The sequence below is a fragment of the Kluyvera sichuanensis genome, from assembly GCF_014218705.1.
Classification (GTDB): Bacteria; Pseudomonadota; Gammaproteobacteria; order Enterobacterales; family Enterobacteriaceae; genus Kluyvera; species Kluyvera sichuanensis.
In genome coordinates, this window is record NZ_JABBJF010000011.1 from 110,291 (window position 1) to 125,554 (window position 15,264).

The 15,264-nt window shown below is 55.0% G+C and carries 16 protein-coding genes and 1 tRNA gene; 5 read left to right on the forward strand and 12 right to left on the reverse strand.

Features of this window, described 5'->3' with window-relative positions:
• Positions 1 to 24: 24 nt before the first annotated feature.
• On the reverse strand, positions 25 to 384 hold the full coding sequence (gene folB, locus HII27_RS13760) for a bifunctional dihydroneopterin aldolase/7,8-dihydroneopterin epimerase (protein ID WP_185668403.1): 360 nt from the start codon (positions 382 to 384) through the stop codon (positions 25 to 27).
• Positions 385 to 492: 108 nt separating this feature from the next.
• Between folB and plsY the strand changes: the two genes are divergently transcribed.
• A complete protein-coding gene (gene plsY / locus HII27_RS13765; RefSeq protein WP_185668404.1) occupies positions 493 to 1,113 on the forward strand; it encodes a glycerol-3-phosphate 1-O-acyltransferase PlsY in 621 nt (206 codons plus the stop codon).
• Positions 1,114 to 1,198: 85 nt separating this feature from the next.
• Here plsY and tsaD read toward each other — a convergent pair whose 3' ends face one another.
• Positions 1,199 to 2,212, reverse strand: coding sequence for a tRNA (adenosine(37)-N6)-threonylcarbamoyltransferase complex transferase subunit TsaD (tsaD, locus tag HII27_RS13770; protein ID WP_185668405.1), 1,014 nt, complete (start codon positions 2,210 to 2,212; stop codon positions 1,199 to 1,201).
• A 236-nt stretch (positions 2,213 to 2,448) separates the two neighbouring features.
• Between tsaD and rpsU the strand changes: the two genes are divergently transcribed.
• From rpsU to rpoD, 3 genes are all read left to right on the forward strand, one after another.
• On the forward strand, positions 2,449 to 2,664 hold the full coding sequence (gene rpsU, locus HII27_RS13775) for a 30S ribosomal protein S21 (RefSeq protein ID WP_001144069.1): 216 nt from the start codon (positions 2,449 to 2,451) through the stop codon (positions 2,662 to 2,664).
• A gap of 238 nt (positions 2,665 to 2,902) precedes the next feature.
• On the forward strand, positions 2,903 to 4,645 hold the full coding sequence (gene dnaG / locus HII27_RS13780; protein ID WP_185668406.1) for a DNA primase: 1,743 nt from the start codon (positions 2,903 to 2,905) through the stop codon (positions 4,643 to 4,645).
• A 153-nt stretch (positions 4,646 to 4,798) separates the two neighbouring features.
• On the forward strand, positions 4,799 to 6,643 hold the full coding sequence (gene rpoD, locus HII27_RS13785) for an RNA polymerase sigma factor RpoD (protein ID WP_185668407.1): 1,845 nt from the start codon (positions 4,799 to 4,801) through the stop codon (positions 6,641 to 6,643).
• A 121-nt stretch (positions 6,644 to 6,764) separates the two neighbouring features.
• On the opposite strand, the gene mug is transcribed toward rpoD, so the two are convergent.
• On the reverse strand, positions 6,765 to 7,271 hold the full coding sequence (gene mug, locus HII27_RS13790; RefSeq protein ID WP_185668408.1) for a G/U mismatch-specific DNA glycosylase: 507 nt from the start codon (positions 7,269 to 7,271) through the stop codon (positions 6,765 to 6,767).
• 126 nt (positions 7,272 to 7,397) lie between these two features.
• Between mug and HII27_RS13795 the strand changes: the two genes are divergently transcribed.
• Positions 7,398 to 7,473 (forward strand) — tRNA-Ile (locus HII27_RS13795).
• 135 nt (positions 7,474 to 7,608) lie between these two features.
• Here HII27_RS13795 and HII27_RS13800 read toward each other — a convergent pair.
• From HII27_RS13800 to HII27_RS13840, 9 genes are all read right to left on the reverse strand, one after another.
• Positions 7,609 to 7,827 (reverse strand): ogr/Delta-like zinc finger family protein, encoded by a 219-nt coding sequence (locus HII27_RS13800; protein WP_185668409.1) that lies wholly within the window; start codon positions 7,825 to 7,827, stop codon positions 7,609 to 7,611.
• A gap of 69 nt (positions 7,828 to 7,896) precedes the next feature.
• Complete coding sequence (locus tag HII27_RS13805) at positions 7,897 to 8,994, reverse strand: phage late control D family protein (RefSeq protein ID WP_185668410.1); 1,098 nt, start codon at positions 8,992 to 8,994, stop codon at positions 7,897 to 7,899.
• A complete protein-coding gene (locus HII27_RS13810; RefSeq protein ID WP_185668411.1) occupies positions 8,991 to 9,476 on the reverse strand; it encodes a phage tail protein in 486 nt (161 codons plus the stop codon). The genes HII27_RS13805 and HII27_RS13810 overlap by 4 nt, the downstream gene beginning before the upstream one ends.
• Positions 9,473 to 12,268: a phage tail tape measure protein gene (locus HII27_RS13815; protein ID WP_185668412.1), complete on the reverse strand. Its 2,796-nt coding sequence runs from the start codon at positions 12,266 to 12,268 to the stop codon at positions 9,473 to 9,475. Before HII27_RS13815 ends, HII27_RS13810 begins: the two co-directional genes overlap by 4 nt.
• Positions 12,258 to 12,380 (reverse strand): GpE family phage tail protein, encoded by a 123-nt coding sequence (locus tag HII27_RS13820; RefSeq protein WP_032300013.1) that lies wholly within the window; start codon positions 12,378 to 12,380, stop codon positions 12,258 to 12,260. Before HII27_RS13820 ends, HII27_RS13815 begins: the two co-directional genes overlap by 11 nt.
• 14 nt (positions 12,381 to 12,394) lie before the next feature.
• Positions 12,395 to 12,697: a phage tail assembly protein gene (locus HII27_RS13825; RefSeq protein ID WP_185668413.1), complete on the reverse strand. Its 303-nt coding sequence runs from the start codon at positions 12,695 to 12,697 to the stop codon at positions 12,395 to 12,397.
• 49 nt (positions 12,698 to 12,746) lie between these two features.
• Entirely contained in the window at positions 12,747 to 13,262 is a 516-nt protein-coding gene (locus tag HII27_RS13830; protein WP_185668414.1) for a phage major tail tube protein, read from the reverse strand.
• A gap of 9 nt (positions 13,263 to 13,271) precedes the next feature.
• Positions 13,272 to 14,444 (reverse strand): phage tail sheath protein, encoded by a 1,173-nt coding sequence (locus tag HII27_RS13835; RefSeq protein ID WP_185668415.1) that lies wholly within the window; start codon positions 14,442 to 14,444, stop codon positions 13,272 to 13,274.
• Positions 14,445 to 14,546: 102 nt separating this feature from the next.
• Positions 14,547 to 15,104, reverse strand: a complete 558-nt coding sequence (locus HII27_RS13840) for a recombinase family protein (RefSeq protein WP_185668416.1) — start codon at positions 15,102 to 15,104, stop codon at positions 14,547 to 14,549.
• Between the last annotated feature and the right edge of the window lie 160 nt (positions 15,105 to 15,264).

Consider the following 15,264-nt stretch of genomic DNA (forward strand, 5'->3'; position numbering starts at 1 on the left):
TAAATAATATGACGAGTGATACTTTTATTTCGGATTATGGCCACGCTCAATGATAACGCCAACGTTGGCCGCACGGGCAACCGCCCCCGGTTTGCTGACTTTGATACGCACCCACGGGGAGTTAAAGCGAGACATCAACAGTTCAGCCAACTCTTCCGCTACGCGCTCAACCAGCGCAAAACGACTACCCTCAACGTGATTAACTACCGCTTCGCTGATATCAGCATAGCTCAGGCAGTCATCTACGTTGTCACTGGCGGCGGCTTTGCGGTTATCCCAGCCTAATTCGATATCGAACACCAGCTTCTGTTCAATGGTTTGTTCCCAATCATAAACACCGATAGTGGTGATTACCGAAAGTTGCTCTATAAATACAATATCCATCACGACCTGCTTGGTTTTTAGGCTAAACCGGATACCACTCCCGGCGAATTATGCGTATTATCCACAGATGCAGAGAATACTTCGACATTTTCAAAATGGAACAGCGTTATGAGTGCAATCGAGCCTGGCATGATCCTTCTTGCCTACCTTTGCGGCTCAATTTCCAGCGCCATTCTGGTCTGCCGCATCGCGGGGTTACCCGATCCTCGCGACAGTGGTTCCGGTAACCCCGGTGCCACGAATGTGTTACGCATCGGCGGAAAAGGCGCAGCCGCAGCCGTTCTGATTTTCGATGTCCTGAAAGGGATGCTGCCCGTTTGGGGCGCTTACGCCCTTGGCCTCTCCCCATTCTGGTTAGGCCTGGTGGCGATCGCCGCCTGTCTGGGCCACATCTGGCCAGTATTTTTCCATTTCCAGGGCGGTAAAGGCGTTGCCACCGCGTTTGGCGCCATTGCGCCTATCGGCTGGGATCTCACCGGCGTCATGGCCGGAACCTGGCTGCTGACCATTTTGCTCAGCGGCTATTCGTCTCTCGGCGCCATCGTCAGCGCGCTAGTCGCACCGTTCTACGTCTGGTGGTTTAAACCCCAGTACACTTTCCCGGTATCGATGCTCTCATGTCTGATTCTGTTGCGTCATCATGACAATATTCAGCGCCTATGGCGACGTCAGGAGACAAAAATCTGGACGCGTTTGAAAAAGCGTAAGCAGAAGAAAGAAGAAGAGTAACAAAGGAATTGACGTAGCCCGGCCGAGCGAAGCGACGCCGGGGCACTCCCGGGTTCAGCGTAAACGCCTCGCCCGGGGCCATATCTTACGCGGCAGGCAGTTCAGCCAGCGGCCAGCGCGGACGAACGGTCACACCCAGCGACTCATTCACGCCGGTTTTCAGGCGCACCATCCCCGCATAGGAAATCATCGCACCATTATCGGTACAGAATTCCGGACGCGCGTAGAACACTTCACCGCGACGTTTTTGCATCATCTCCGCCAGCTTCGCGCGCAGCGTACGGTTGGCGCTCACGCCACCTGCCATCACCAGACGTTTGAAACCGGTTTGATCCAGCGCGCGTTTGCACTTGATCATCAACGTATCCACCACCGCATCTTCAAATGCACGGGCGATATCGGCACGGGTTTGATCGTCAGCGTCGTTATTGCGGATAGTATTGGCGGCAAAGGTTTTCAGGCCGGAGAAGCTGAAGTCCAGCCCTGGGCGGTCGGTCATTGGACGTGGGAAGACGAAGCGCCCTTCCGTGCCCTGCGAGGCCAGCTTCGACAGCATTGGGCCACCTGGGTAATCCAGTCCGAGCAGCTTCGCGGTCTTATCAAAGGCTTCACCGGCTGCATCGTCAATCGACTCGCCGAGCAGGGTGTACTCACCAATGCCGGTGACGCTAATCAACTGCGTGTGGCCGCCGGAGACCAGCAGCGCCACAAACGGGTATTCAGGCGGATTATCTTCCAGCATTGGCGCCAGAAGGTGACCTTCCATATGGTGTACCGGAATGGCCGGCACGTTCCAGGCAAACGCCAGCGAGCGCCCCACGGTTGCGCCAACCAGCAGCGCACCGACCAGACCCGGCCCTGCGGTATAGGCAACGGCGTCGATATCTTTCGCCGTCAGATTGGCCTCTTTTAAGGCTTCCTGAATCAGGGGCACCGTTTTACGCACGTGATCGCGCGAGGCCAGTTCAGGCACCACGCCGCCGTAGTCAGCATGTAATTTCACCTGACTATACAGTTGGTTGGCTAACAGACCTTTTTCATCATCATAAATTGCGATGCCGGTTTCATCGCAGGATGTTTCAATACCCAGTACACGCATGGCTATATTTACCTCGTTTCAATACCGCGCAGTTTAGGTTTTCTATCCCGGCTTGTAAAACATTGTTCGCCCCAGGAAGCAGCCTCGTGTATACTCCTCACCCTTAAAAAGTTCATTTCAAAAAAGGCTCCGGTGCTTTACAAAGCAGCAGTAGTTGCAGTAAAATTCCGCACCATTTTGAAATAAGCTGGCGCTGATGCCAGCAGCAAACCGAATTAATCAAAGGTGAGAGGCACATGCCGGTAATTAAAGTACGTGAAAACGAGCCGTTCGACGTAGCTCTGCGTCGCTTCAAGCGTTCCTGCGAAAAAGCAGGTGTTCTGGCGGAAGTTCGTCGTCGTGAGTTCTATGAAAAACCGACTACCGAACGTAAGCGCGCTAAAGCTTCTGCAGTGAAACGTCACGCGAAGAAACTGGCTCGCGAAAACGCACGCCGTACTCGTCTGTACTAATCTCTTGAGAGCATCGGCTCTCAATTGTCAGACCGAGTTGTAGTTGCAAGGCCGTGCTTCCGAAAGGAATGCGCGGCTTGTTTTCGTTTATAAATCAGCATTTACACAAAATCATTCATGCTGTATCAAGGCGGCAAGCGAGTGAATCCCCGGAGCTTACATCAGTAAGTGACAGGGGTGAACGAACGCAGCCAACGCAGAGACAGTTTGAAGGATGAAGTGTAAATAAACGGGGCTTATGGCTGGACGAATCCCACGCGTATTCATCAATGACCTGCTGGCACGCACCGACATCATCGATCTGATTGATGCCCGAGTGAAGCTGAAAAAGCAGGGCAAGAATTACCATGCGTGCTGTCCGTTCCATAACGAGAAAACCCCCTCTTTCACCGTGAACGGTGATAAGCAGTTTTATCACTGCTTCGGCTGCGGTGCGCACGGTAACGCCATCGACTTTTTGATGAACTACGACAAGCTCGAGTTTGTTGAAACCGTTGAAGAACTGGCGGCCATGCACAATCTTGAAGTGCCGTATGAAGCCGGAACAGGCCTGAGCCAGATAGAACGTCATCAACGACAGAATCTCTATCAACTCATGGAAGGATTAAATGATTTTTATCAGCAATCCTTCACGCAACCCATCGCCGAGCCTGCACGCCAGTACCTGGAGCAACGTGGCCTTAGCGCCGAGATTGTCCAGCGTTTTGCTATTGGTTTTGCACCCCCAGGCTGGGATAACGCCTTAAAACGTTTCGGCGGTAATGTCGACAACAGAAAGCTGCTGCTCGATGCCGGAATGCTGGTCAACAACGACCAGGGAAGAACGTACGACCGTTTCCGCAATCGCGTGATGTTCCCGATTCGCGACAAACGAGGCCGGGTGATTGGATTTGGTGGCCGCGTATTAGGTAACGATACGCCGAAATACCTCAACTCCCCGGAAACCGATATTTTCCATAAGGGTCGTCAGCTTTATGGCCTTTATGAAGCCCAGCAGCATAGCGCGGAACCCCAGCGCCTGCTGGTTGTCGAAGGTTATATGGATGTCGTCGCCCTGGCGCAATACGGTATTAACTACGCCGTCGCTTCGCTGGGTACATCGACTACGGCCGACCACATCCATATGCTGTTCCGTGCGACAAATAACGTGATTTGCTGTTACGACGGCGACCGTGCCGGTCGCGATGCCGCATGGCGTGCGCTGGAAACGGCCATGCCTTACATGACCGACGGTCGTCAGCTACGCTTTATGTTCCTGCCAGACGGTGAAGACCCGGATACGCTGGTACGTAAAGAAGGCAAAGAGGCTTTTGAAGCCCGGATGGAGCATGCACAACCGCTCTCCGTGTTCTTGTTCAACAGCCTCTTGCCGCAGGTTGACCTGAGTACGCCAGACGGCAGCACCCAGCTCGCAGCGCTGGCGCTACCGTTAATCAGCCAGGTACCTGGCGATGCGCACCGTATTCAGTTGCGTCAGACGTTGGGCCTGAAGCTCGGCATTTTTGATGACGCACAGCTTGATCGTTTAATGCCAAAACAGGCAGAAAGTGGTGTTGTACGCCCGACCCAGCAGATAAAACAGACGCCTATGCGTATACTGATAGGACTGCTGGTGCAAAACCCAAATCTGGCACCACTTGTCCCCCCAATGCATGGGGTGAGTCAAACGAAGCTACCAGGGCTCAACCTGTTCACCGAGCTCGTAAGTCTATGCGTTGCACAACCGGGTCTGACAACGGGCCAACTGTTAGAGAATTATCGTGGCACAAGTGAATACTCAACACTTGAAAAACTCTCAGCCTGGAACGATATAAAGGATGAGAACGTTGAAAAAATGTTCACCGACACGCTCAACCGAATTTTTGATTCAATGCTTGAACAGCGACAGGAAGAGTTGATAGCTCGCGATCGCACGCACGGTTTAAGCAGTGAAGAACGCAGGGAGTTCTGGGAAATCAGACAGGCCCTGGAAAAAAAATGAATTCAACGGCTTAAGTGCCGAATACCGATCGGGAAGCCCCCGACAGCCGCTCGAGGCGCAGCGGCACTAATATAAGTACGCCCTCGCTTTAAATGTTGGCGGTTCGTTCGCCGACCGACACCAATCAAATGAATTAAGTGTGGATACCGTCTTATGGAGCAAAACCCGCAGTCACAGCTCAAGCTTCTTGTCCAACGTGGTAAAGAGCAAGGCTATCTGACCTATGCCGAGGTCAATGACCATCTGCCGGAAGATATCGTCGATTCAGATCAGATCGAAGACATCATCCAAATGATCAACGACATGGGCATTCAGGTGATGGAAGAAGCGCCGGATGCCGATGATCTGTTGCTGGCTGAAACCTCCAACAACACTGATGAAGACGCAGAAGAAGCGGCTGCACAGGTTCTGTCCAGCGTGGAATCTGAAATCGGGCGTACCACCGACCCGGTGCGCATGTACATGCGCGAAATGGGTACGGTAGAACTGCTGACCCGTGAAGGCGAAATCGACATCGCTAAACGCATCGAAGACGGGATCAACCAGGTTCAGTGTTCCGTTGCCGAATACCCAGAAGCCATTACCTATCTGCTGGAACAGTACGATCGCGTTGAAGCTGAAGAAGCGCGTCTGTCTGACCTGATCACCGGTTTCGTTGACCCGAACGCTGAAGAAGATATGGCGCCTACCGCCACTCACGTCGGTTCCGAACTGTCTCAGGAAGAGATGGACGACGACGATGAAGACGAAGACGAAGACAGCGACGACAGCAGCGACGATGACAACAGCATCGACCCTGAGCTGGCACGTGAGAAATTTGGCGAGCTGCGTACTCAGTACGAAATCACTCGCGACACGATCAAAGCAAAAGGCCGTAGCCACGCCAGCGCTCAGGAAGAGATCCTGAAGCTGTCTGAAGTGTTCAAGCAGTTCCGTCTGGTACCGAAGCAGTTCGACTACCTGGTAAACAGCATGCGTACCATGATGGACCGCGTGCGCACCCAGGAACGTATCATCATGAAGATGTGCGTTGAACAGTGCAAAATGCCGAAGAAGAACTTCATCACCCTCTTCACCGGCAACGAAACCAGCGAAACCTGGTTCAACGCGGCTATCGCGATGAACAAGCCGTGGTCTGAAAAGCTGCACGACGTGAAAGAAGACGTTATGCGTAGCCTGCAGAAACTGCAGCAGATTGAAGAAGAAACCGGCCTGACCATCGAGCAGGTTAAAGATATCAACCGTCGTATGTCCATCGGTGAAGCGAAAGCCCGCCGTGCGAAGAAAGAGATGGTTGAAGCAAACTTACGTCTGGTTATTTCTATCGCTAAGAAATACACCAACCGTGGTCTGCAGTTCCTTGACCTGATTCAGGAAGGCAACATCGGCCTGATGAAAGCAGTAGATAAGTTTGAATACCGTCGCGGCTACAAATTCTCCACCTACGCTACCTGGTGGATCCGTCAGGCGATCACCCGTTCTATCGCAGACCAGGCGCGCACCATCCGTATTCCGGTGCATATGATTGAGACCATCAACAAGCTCAACCGTATCTCCCGCCAGATGCTGCAAGAGATGGGTCGTGAACCGACGCCGGAAGAGCTGGCCGAACGCATGCTGATGCCAGAAGATAAGATTCGTAAGGTGCTGAAAATCGCCAAAGAGCCAATCTCCATGGAAACGCCAATCGGCGACGATGAAGATTCGCATCTGGGTGACTTCATCGAGGATACCACCCTCGAGCTGCCGCTGGACTCTGCGACCACCGAGAGCCTGCGCGCTGCCACCCACGACGTTCTGGCTGGCCTGACCGCCCGTGAAGCAAAAGTCCTGCGTATGCGTTTCGGTATCGATATGAACACCGACCACACGCTGGAAGAAGTGGGTAAACAGTTCGACGTTACCCGCGAACGTATCCGTCAGATCGAAGCGAAGGCGCTGCGTAAACTGCGTCACCCAAGCCGTTCTGAAGTGCTGCGTAGCTTCCTGGACGATTAATCGCCCCAGTAAGAACGTAAAAAAGCTCCCTGATGGGAGCTTTTTTTTCGCCTGCTAATCCGGAGCGCTACTCCGGCCTGTAGCCCGGCCAAGCGCAGCGGCGCCGGGATCGTCTCAACGCCTATAACCCGCGCGCCTTCAACGCCACGTCCAGTTCCTGATACGCCTCTACCAGCTTATCCAGCGTAATTCGGCTCAGCCCGCTCGGGTTTGGCAGCACCCACACCTCGGTATCACCAATCATGTACGTTTGCTTGCCCCACGTCGCCCCGCGCTGCCCTAAGCCGCGCTCAAAGGCCTGCTTGCCCAAAACGGCTAATGCGGCAGGTTTGTAATGCTCAACCTTCTCAATCAACTCCTGCCCGCCGCTGCGCAACTCCTGCAGGGTAACTTCGCTCGCCTGTACCGTCGGGCGCTCAACCAACTTGGTCACGCCACAGCGGAATGCCAGCATCTGCTCCGCCTCTTCCGGCTTGAGTTGGTGCTCGGTGAAACCGGCGAGATGTAGCACCTTCCAGAAGCGGTTCGCCGGATGGGCAAAGGGATAGCCCAGAGAAGAAGATGACAGCCCCGGGTTGATGCCGCAGAACAGCACCCGCAGCCCCGAATCAATAATATCCTTAACCATAATTTTCTCGACCAATACATCGTGAGATCAGTATAACGAATTGAAAATGCATTGTTTATAAAAACAGCATGTGCGCGCTTAACGCTGGATTGGCGCCCGTTGTTACTTTATAATCGTCCGCTACCTGGCCCCTTAGCTCAGTGGTTAGAGCAGGCGACTCATAATCGCTTGGTCGTTGGTTCAAACCCAACAGGGGCCACCAAATTTTGCCAGTAAAATCATATAATTAAGCCACTCAATCGAGTGGCTTTTTTGTTTTAAGATTTACCATTGGCAGCAAAATGGCAGCAGGATTTTTTCTGCGCGCATAAAAAAACCCGCAGGAGCGGGTCATTTTTCAGAAACTCATATGGCCTTGCCCGCCAGTGCTAGGATGCGGAGGGGCATGATCAACCATCGTTGGAGTCATAATAAATCGCACTACAGTCTCATGCGTTACAAATGTAGCGCCACAATTAATATTTTGGCACTGACAGTAGCGCTCCTTAGTCTGGTCTGAGACTCTAAAGCTACTGCGCGTATGTGCGGAGTGACCGCACTTTGGACAATTCATCATTTCCGTGTATCCCCTCCGCCTCTGCACAATCTCATAATGATACACGACACATCCAATTTGTGAATTAAATCATTCCATTTCTAAATCATCTATTTTCACTTCGAAATCCAGGCTGGTCGTAAATCCATTATCTGCCGTAACGGTATGGGTCAGCGTGGTAATGGTCCATTCCGCATCATCAATCTGCTTTTTGAACCCCTGCACCTTTACCGGCATTTCCGTATAAAGATCAGCGCGCCCTTCTGCCAGCTGCATAGAGAATGAGGCCACCCCACGCTGCAGGCGCTCCCATTGCATTTTTGCTGCCCGTTCCGCATTGCTGCGGTTCGCATAGGTCCGACTGAGTACCAGCACGTTTTCATCCGTACCAACCAGGTAATCCCCCTGTTTCTCCTCCGGCGTTTTTGTCGTTGTGGTTTTACGCTTACGCTTTACCTTTACCGCTTCTTTTTTTACCGGTTCCCGCGTATGCAGCCAGCTGGCAATAACACCGGTATAGGCGCCACGGTCAGCCAGGGTGAAGCGGTGGCTATCGCCATCTTTACGGGTAATCGTGATAACCGGCAGCGCTTTGCCACTGGCAGTTTTGCCCTGGCCCTGCCGTAGAAACAGCAGATTGCCATCCTTCACAGATGCAATGGCGCCATACTGGCGCGCCAGCCGCATCAGAAAACTGGCGTCGCTCTCGTTTGTCTGGTCGATGTGATCGATCGCTTTGTCGGTCAGGTCTTTGCCCAGCGCCATTTTCAGGTTATGGCGACCGGCAATATCTTTCACCACCTCCCCCACGGTTGTCTGGTGCCATGACTTTTCGCGGCGGGTATTCAGCGTTTCCCGGAAGTCAGCGCTGCGGGCGCGAATGGTCAGACGGTCAGGCGCGCCGCTGTGCTCAATTTCATCTACCGTATAGCCGCCCTTCGGGAACAGCGGCTGACCTTTCCAGCCCAGCGCCACGGTGATCACCGCCCCACGGCGCGGCAGCACAATCATGCCGTCTGCGTCGTCCAGCTCCAGATCAAGCTGGTCAGCCTCAAAGCCCCGGTTATCGGTCAGGGTCAGGCTCATCAGGCGCTTATCCAGCACCGTTGTAATATCCTTACCCTCAATCGTGACGCTGAATGCTGGCGTTTTGCTGCCGGTATTCAACAGCCCTGAATCTAAACTCATGACAGTAACCCTCCCACCGTTCCGCTGATGCTTCCAATCGCAGAAGTTGCCGTGTCCTGCAGAATGCCCAGCTGATCACTAAGGCTGCCGAACATATCCGCCAGCGACTCATCCACCCTTTTCAGTGACAATGAAAACTCAATGCGGCGCGGCATCCCGTCCCGGAAAAACTCTGCTTTCGTCTGGTTCAGCCCCTCGATCACATACATGCCATAAATCGTGCCGCTGCCCTCGATCAGGGGCCACGCCTTGCCCAGCTCCGCCATTTGTTCCAGCGCCAGCATAGACAGCCTGCCGCCGGTAATTTCCGGCAACAGCACCCCGGATAGCGTCAGCGTGTCATTATCCGGCCCCAGAAATTGCGTGGTGGCGCGACGATTTACGCGGCTGTTTGTCGCATGGCGCCAGCTGCGCTGATACTGCAGTTCCTGATAAGGGACCGTGCGCAGCTCGAAAACAAATAATCCCAGCACCATCATCATGAGTCATAGCCCCCCTGATCGCTGTAGTTACTCCGGGCCTTCGCCCTGATCCGGCGGTCGCGCTCATCGAGCTGCCGCGCCACCTCTCGCGCAATGTCCTGCGCATTCTGTCCTGGCTGCGCCTGGATAATAATCTGCGTGGGTGCGTCCACACGGATAACCGGCTGTACGCTGGCGCTCTGGCCCATCATTGCGGCGCCTGATTTTACCGGCAGGCTAAACGGATGAAGCGGTGCCGCATCGACCGGCGCCGCAGCCACCCCCATCATCCCGGCAACCACCGAGGCCAGCGCCGCTGTGCGTCGCCTGCTGGTTACGTTTACCGGACCGTTGATAATCTCCGGTCCGTTCTCCCCCACGATGCCAAACTGCCCGCGCGGAATATTACCGCCGGTGTCATACATCCCCGCGTAAGCCGGGAATCCGCCGGGCGGTAACATCACGCTGCCGTTACCGCCCACTGTGGCAGGCGTCTGATTTGGCAGCCTGGCGCTGGCGGCCTCTTTGTTAACCAGACCAAGTTTATCCAGCAACCAGACCACACCGGATTTCAGAGACTCCAGCGGATGCAGTGCCATGTTCAGCCCTTCCGCCAGCATTTCCCCGAACAAACGCCCCATTGATGCCGCACTCTGCAGTTCTGCCGCCGTCGATTTAACTGGCGTCAGCAAGTCGGTAAACCAGCCCCACAACTCCCGGACCTTATCCCCTACCCATTGAAATATGGGCATCAATGGCGCAAAGGCTGACAGAATTGGCGCAGCTGCCGCTTTGAATCCTTCCACCACGCCACCCAGAAAGGCGCTGATAGGCTGCCAGTATTTCCAGACCACCATCGCCACCCCAGCCAGCGCAGCCACCACCAGACCAATCGGACTCAATAGCGCACCCAGCAGACCGCCCACAGAAAACAGCGCCACGCGCAGCACTGCCAGCGGGCCCGAAACCAGCAAACGCAGCACCCCGCCCGTGCGGGTCACTGCAGCTGCGGTAGAAGGTAAAGCCTTAACCGCCAGCATCGACAGCGCGAACCGGATCACCGCAATCGGCCCCAGCACTGCAGCCACCGCCACCGCCAGCGTACCCAGCCCGACAGTGATCGCCGCCGTCGCCGCTGCCACTTTCATCAGCGTGCCAGCCAGCACGGGATTCTGCTCAACCCAGCGCCGCAGCGCCCCTGTCACGCCTTTAACCATGCTCATGATATCCATCAGCGGCTGGCGCAGCGTTTCCCCCAGGCTACTGAAAGCGTTCTGCGCGCCCGTCTTAACCAGCAACCACTGCGCAGACAATGAATCCTTGTTGATGTCGGATTCTTTCTGCATTGAGCCGTTCGCATCGGCTCCGGCAGTGAGTTTCAACTGGCGCTGCAGCTCCGGCAGGTTGTTCGCCAGTTTCGCGGCATCATCGCCAAACTCTTTACCAAAAATCATCGTCATTGCAGACAGGCGCTTATCCTGCGGCAGCTTGTTGACCTTCTCCAGTACGCGCTGAATAGTGCCCATGGCATCCGTGGTCATCTGCTTTTCAATCTCTGCCGGGTTGAGTTTCAGCAGGTCCATACCTTCAAAGAAGCGCTTGCTTTGCATGGTGGCAATGGAAAGCTCACGCACCATGGCATTTGAAGCACTGGCGGCAATTTCAGGCGCGGCGCCCAGAGAAAGGAAGGTTGAACCCAGCGCCGCCGCTTTGCGGAAGTCGAGGCGGTCAGCCACGCCCCCCATACGCTGCAGGACGTTGATAATATCGCCGCCCTTTGACATGGCGTTATCGTCCAGGTAGTTCAGCGCATCGCCCAGCTGCTCAATATTGCGCGTCGGCACTTTATACAACTGCGCAATTTTCCCCAGCCCTTCCGCCAGTTCATCGGCGGGCAGTTCAAAAGCGGTTGCCGCTTTCGCTGCCGTTGAGGCAAAGGCCAGCAGATCGCGCTTCTGGTCCTCAAAAGGATCATCCTGATTAGTCACGCCCATGCGGGCACCACCTTCAACCAGTGCCGCATAGTCAATCGCGCCGTTCTCCATCGGCAGTTGCTCACTGGCGGCTTTGATGGCGTCCTGCATTTCATAAAACTGCTTTGTGCGGTTGCCGTTGTCGTCACGCAGGCCGTTAACCTGTTTTGCCACGCCTTTCATGGCATCTTCCATGCTGGCATAGCTCCTGACCGCAGCCACAACCGGCGCCCCCATCGCTGCGCCAGCGGCTGCCGTTGTCGCCCCGGCGCCAGCGATGCGATCACGGACCTCAAGACGGCGGGAATACTGCTCACGGACCGCATTCATCCGCGCCTGCTGTTCCCCCAGGCGTTTGAGTGATTTCTGCTGACGGTCCAGCGATTGCCGCGTTTCGTCAGCATTCTGCCGTAGCGTGCGCTGGGCGGAACTCAGATTTTTTGTACTAATACCCGCAGCGCTTAATTCATCCCGCTGCCGCTGGGCAGATTGACGCAGCCCGTCAAAGGTATCTTTTAGTTGGCTGGCACGGCGTTTAGCCTGCTCCAGTTCTTTCGCCTGTTTTTTTGTCGGATTGCTGGCTGCAGAAAATGCATTCGCCAGTTCAGATACTTTCTGGCGCGCAGCCGCAAGATCGTTTTTTGCCCCCTCAAGCTGGGTGCGGACCTTGCGGAATCCATCAATACGGGCGGCCTGAGAATCAAGCGCTTTAAGGCTGGCACGGCTTTGCTGGATTGCGGCTGCCAGCTCCTTAGAGCTGGCCTGCGCAGAACGGAAGGGGCGGGTGAGTTTATCCACCGCGTTCAGAATGACCTGCAGGCGCAGGTTGTTATCGCTCATCGCTGGCTCCGCTTCTCTGTATCGCTTTGTACCGCCATTCCAGCACTTCGGTCAGCGGCATAACGTCAGTGACGGAGGGCGGCCAGTGAAAAATGGTGGCAATATCTGCCACCAGATCATCTACCGTCAGACTGTCGGTAAAGCGGCAAGCACCGACTTCTTCAACAAAAAAGTAACCACCTCAACAGACAGCGAGGTGAGATCGGCGGGGTCCAGCTCTGCCATTTCCTGCGGCGTCAGCGTCGGGGTGGAAATGCGGGGGATCACCGTCATCATGGCGCCCACGTCCATATCCATAATGGCCTGCAGGCGCGTGCCGCGCAGTGCGCCGGATTGCGGCTTGCGCAGTACAATTTCGGTGATTTCAGTTTTACCGCGCTTGATTGGGGTATCCAGCTGCACAGTTTTTTCAGTCAGTTTATCGCTCATTTTCTTTTCCATTCGGATTATGGCGCGACGTTCCGCGCCATCAGGTTAATCAAAGGCCAATTGCGCTGCGGTGTTCTTCCAGCAGGTCCACGCCATCAACAATTTCGACCATGTTGATCACATCGACCTCATACAGCACTTCGTTGTTAATGGTCAGCTTCGCATAGGTATTGGTGCTGCTGACCTTCGTGGAATTGCTCTCGCCCGTTTTCAGTTCGCCAGCGTCCACCTCTTTATGGCGCCCACGTACAACCAGCTCAACGGCCTGCACTTCGCCGGTATCATCACGCTGAATTGAACCCGTGAAGCGCAGCTGGATACCGTCGATGGTGGCTTTGCCCATCTGCTTGTACAGCAGTGACTCCATGCCACCAATTGAGAACTCGGTGTCCAGCGCGCCATCATCCAGCCCCAGATCCACATCCGCAGATCCCGGCATCCCGCCGCCGCGATACTTTTCAAACTTACGTGAATACTTTGGCAAGGTGATTGACTCAACAATCCCCATCCAGTTGTTCCCGTCGTTAAACAGGTTCAGGTGCTTTAACTTGCGTGGTAATGCCATGTATCCCCCTTATGCGCTGACGCGGCTGGCAAAATCGACCAGATAGCGATCGGTGATGCGCTGGCGCAGCATCAGGTTTTCAAGTGGCGGCACTGGCGTATAGTCGTAGTCGATCGCCAGTTTCCCGGCTTTCAGGGTGTCCTTATCGTTCACCGACTCATCCAGCCAGCAATCACCACCAATCAGATAGCCCTGGTTAACCAGGCTGCGCATTTTGGCGCGGATACCTTCGATAATGTCGCGGGCCAGTGACGGATTCAGCGGCATATCAACTGCCCACATATGCGCTTCCGCCATGGTGTCAGCCAGCACCTGCGCCGTGCGGGTGTAGTTTTCAAACTGGAACAGTGGATCATCACTGAGGCAACGGGAACCCCAGAAGCGGAAACCATCTTTACGAATCAGAGTGGTGATATCGTTCTGGTTAAGCAGCCCCGCATCCGTTGCCGGGTCCTGCAGATCCCAGGACACATCAGCGGACAGGCCGGTGACGCCATTCACGCCCACGTTAGACAGGGTTTTGTGCCAGCCGGTCTGCTCGTCAATTTTGGCGCGCATACCCAGCGCGCGAGCGGTGGCAAAAGCCGTCGCATCCGCCTGCAGCACGGTGTCAAAGTTGATAAAGTCAGGCCAAATCAACATCCCTTCACGCTGACTGAAATTCTCACGATAGGCGATCGCTTCCTCCACCGTTTTGCAGCCATAGGCGGAAAGGTAAGCGAACCCGCGCAGGCTCTGCGCCACGCTAAGCAGTTCAGTGGAAACCGCCTGCGTATCATGGCCCGGCACACCGAGGATGCGCGGCTTAACGCCCAGCTGCGACTGCGCAGACAGCAGCGCTTTGATGCCCGTTTTTTTACCGTCTGCCGTGACGGCGCCGATAATATTGGCGGTGGTTTCAGCTTCGGTTTCACCCTGGGCCACGCGGATAACCACGGTGACAGGCTTTGCCTGATCTGCAATGGCATCCAGCGAGCGGGCCAGCGTGCCGGACTCACCTGCTTTTCCGCTGGCGGTCAGCACATCGGTCAGAAGGACCGGCTTATTGAGAGGGAACACGGACGCATCGGCATCATCGCCAGTGCAGACCATGCCCACGATGGCAGTGCTCACCGTGGTGATCGTTCGGGTGCCTTCGTTGATTTCTTCAACGCGCACGCCGTGGTGGTAATCCTGAGCCATAAGGCATTATCTCCGGTTGACAGGGATGCCTTATGTTCTGGTTGATACGCACGCGGCGCACGTGTTTCTGCCTGTGCCATCACTGACACAATAGCGGGGTTTTCAGCCTGGCTGGCTGGCGGGAAATTTCTTATACAGCGTGGAAATACCCACATCAAAAAGCAGCGCCACGCGCTGACGTGTTTCACCTGCAGACAGTAACCGCCCGGCCTGCGCCCATTGTTCCGGTGACAACTTTGGACGGCGCCCGCCGATTCTCCCCTGCGCCCTTGCTGCAGCCAATCCCGCACGGGTTCTTTCCACAATCAGTTCACGCTCCATTTCTGCCAGGGCGCCCATGATGTGGAAGAAAAAGCGCCCCATGGGTGTCGAGGTATCAATGCTATCCGTCAGACTGCGGAAATTAACAGCCCGCTGCCGCAGCTCCTCCACGAGAACCACCAGATGCCGCATACTGCGCCCAAGTCGATCAAGCTTCCAGACAACCAGCGTGTCTCCCGGCGACAGGGTTTTAAGTAGCTTTTTTAATCCGGGGCGGTCCGATGTTTTACCGCTCATTTTGTCCTCAAATATCAGCTCACATCCTGACCGCTCAAGCGCATCACGCTGCAGCGCAGTGTTTTGTTCATTTGTTGATACGCGTATATAGCCCACTTGCATCTGCTTTCCCTCACGCAAAAGCCCGAATGATGCCAGCCAGGCAGGAAAACTGCATTTTCTTAAACGTTGGTTTAGGAAGTTTGCCAACATTCGGAACGGCAGCATCAAAAGATGTTGGTACCGGAGCTGGTCAAATCCCAGATATGAGCTACTTCGCTGC

Coding starts and splice junctions, on each gene's coding strand:
- rpoD (WP_185668407.1), top strand. CDS start 4,799: ATGGAGCAAAACCCGCAGTCACAGCTCAAGCTTCTTGTCCAACGTGGT.
- dnaG (WP_185668406.1), top strand. CDS start 2,903: ATGGCTGGACGAATCCCACGCGTATTCATCAATGACCTGCTGGCACGC.
- HII27_RS13825 (WP_185668413.1), bottom strand. CDS start 12,697: ATGAGCGATAAACTGACTGAAAAAACTGTGCAGCTGGATACCCCAATC.
- rpsU (WP_001144069.1), top strand. CDS start 2,449: ATGCCGGTAATTAAAGTACGTGAAAACGAGCCGTTCGACGTAGCTCTG.
- HII27_RS13830 (WP_185668414.1), bottom strand. CDS start 13,262: ATGGCATTACCACGCAAGTTAAAGCACCTGAACCTGTTTAACGACGGG.
- HII27_RS13815 (WP_185668412.1), bottom strand. CDS start 12,268: ATGAGCGATAACAACCTGCGCCTGCAGGTCATTCTGAACGCGGTGGAT.
- folB (WP_185668403.1), bottom strand. CDS start 384: ATGGATATTGTATTTATAGAGCAACTTTCGGTAATCACCACTATCGGT.
- HII27_RS13810 (WP_185668411.1), bottom strand. CDS start 9,476: ATGATGATGGTGCTGGGATTATTTGTTTTCGAGCTGCGCACGGTCCCT.
- HII27_RS13805 (WP_185668410.1), bottom strand. CDS start 8,994: ATGAGTTTAGATTCAGGGCTGTTGAATACCGGCAGCAAAACGCCAGCA.
- tsaD (WP_185668405.1), bottom strand. CDS start 2,212: ATGCGTGTACTGGGTATTGAAACATCCTGCGATGAAACCGGCATCGCA.
- HII27_RS13800 (WP_185668409.1), bottom strand. CDS start 7,827: ATGATGAATTGTCCAAAGTGCGGTCACTCCGCACATACGCGCAGTAGC.
- mug (WP_185668408.1), bottom strand. CDS start 7,271: ATGGTTAAGGATATTATTGATTCGGGGCTGCGGGTGCTGTTCTGCGGC.
- HII27_RS13840 (WP_185668416.1), bottom strand. CDS start 15,104: ATGCAAGTGGGCTATATACGCGTATCAACAAATGAACAAAACACTGCG.
- HII27_RS13835 (WP_185668415.1), bottom strand. CDS start 14,444: ATGGCTCAGGATTACCACCACGGCGTGCGCGTTGAAGAAATCAACGAA.
- plsY (WP_185668404.1), top strand. CDS start 493: ATGAGTGCAATCGAGCCTGGCATGATCCTTCTTGCCTACCTTTGCGGC.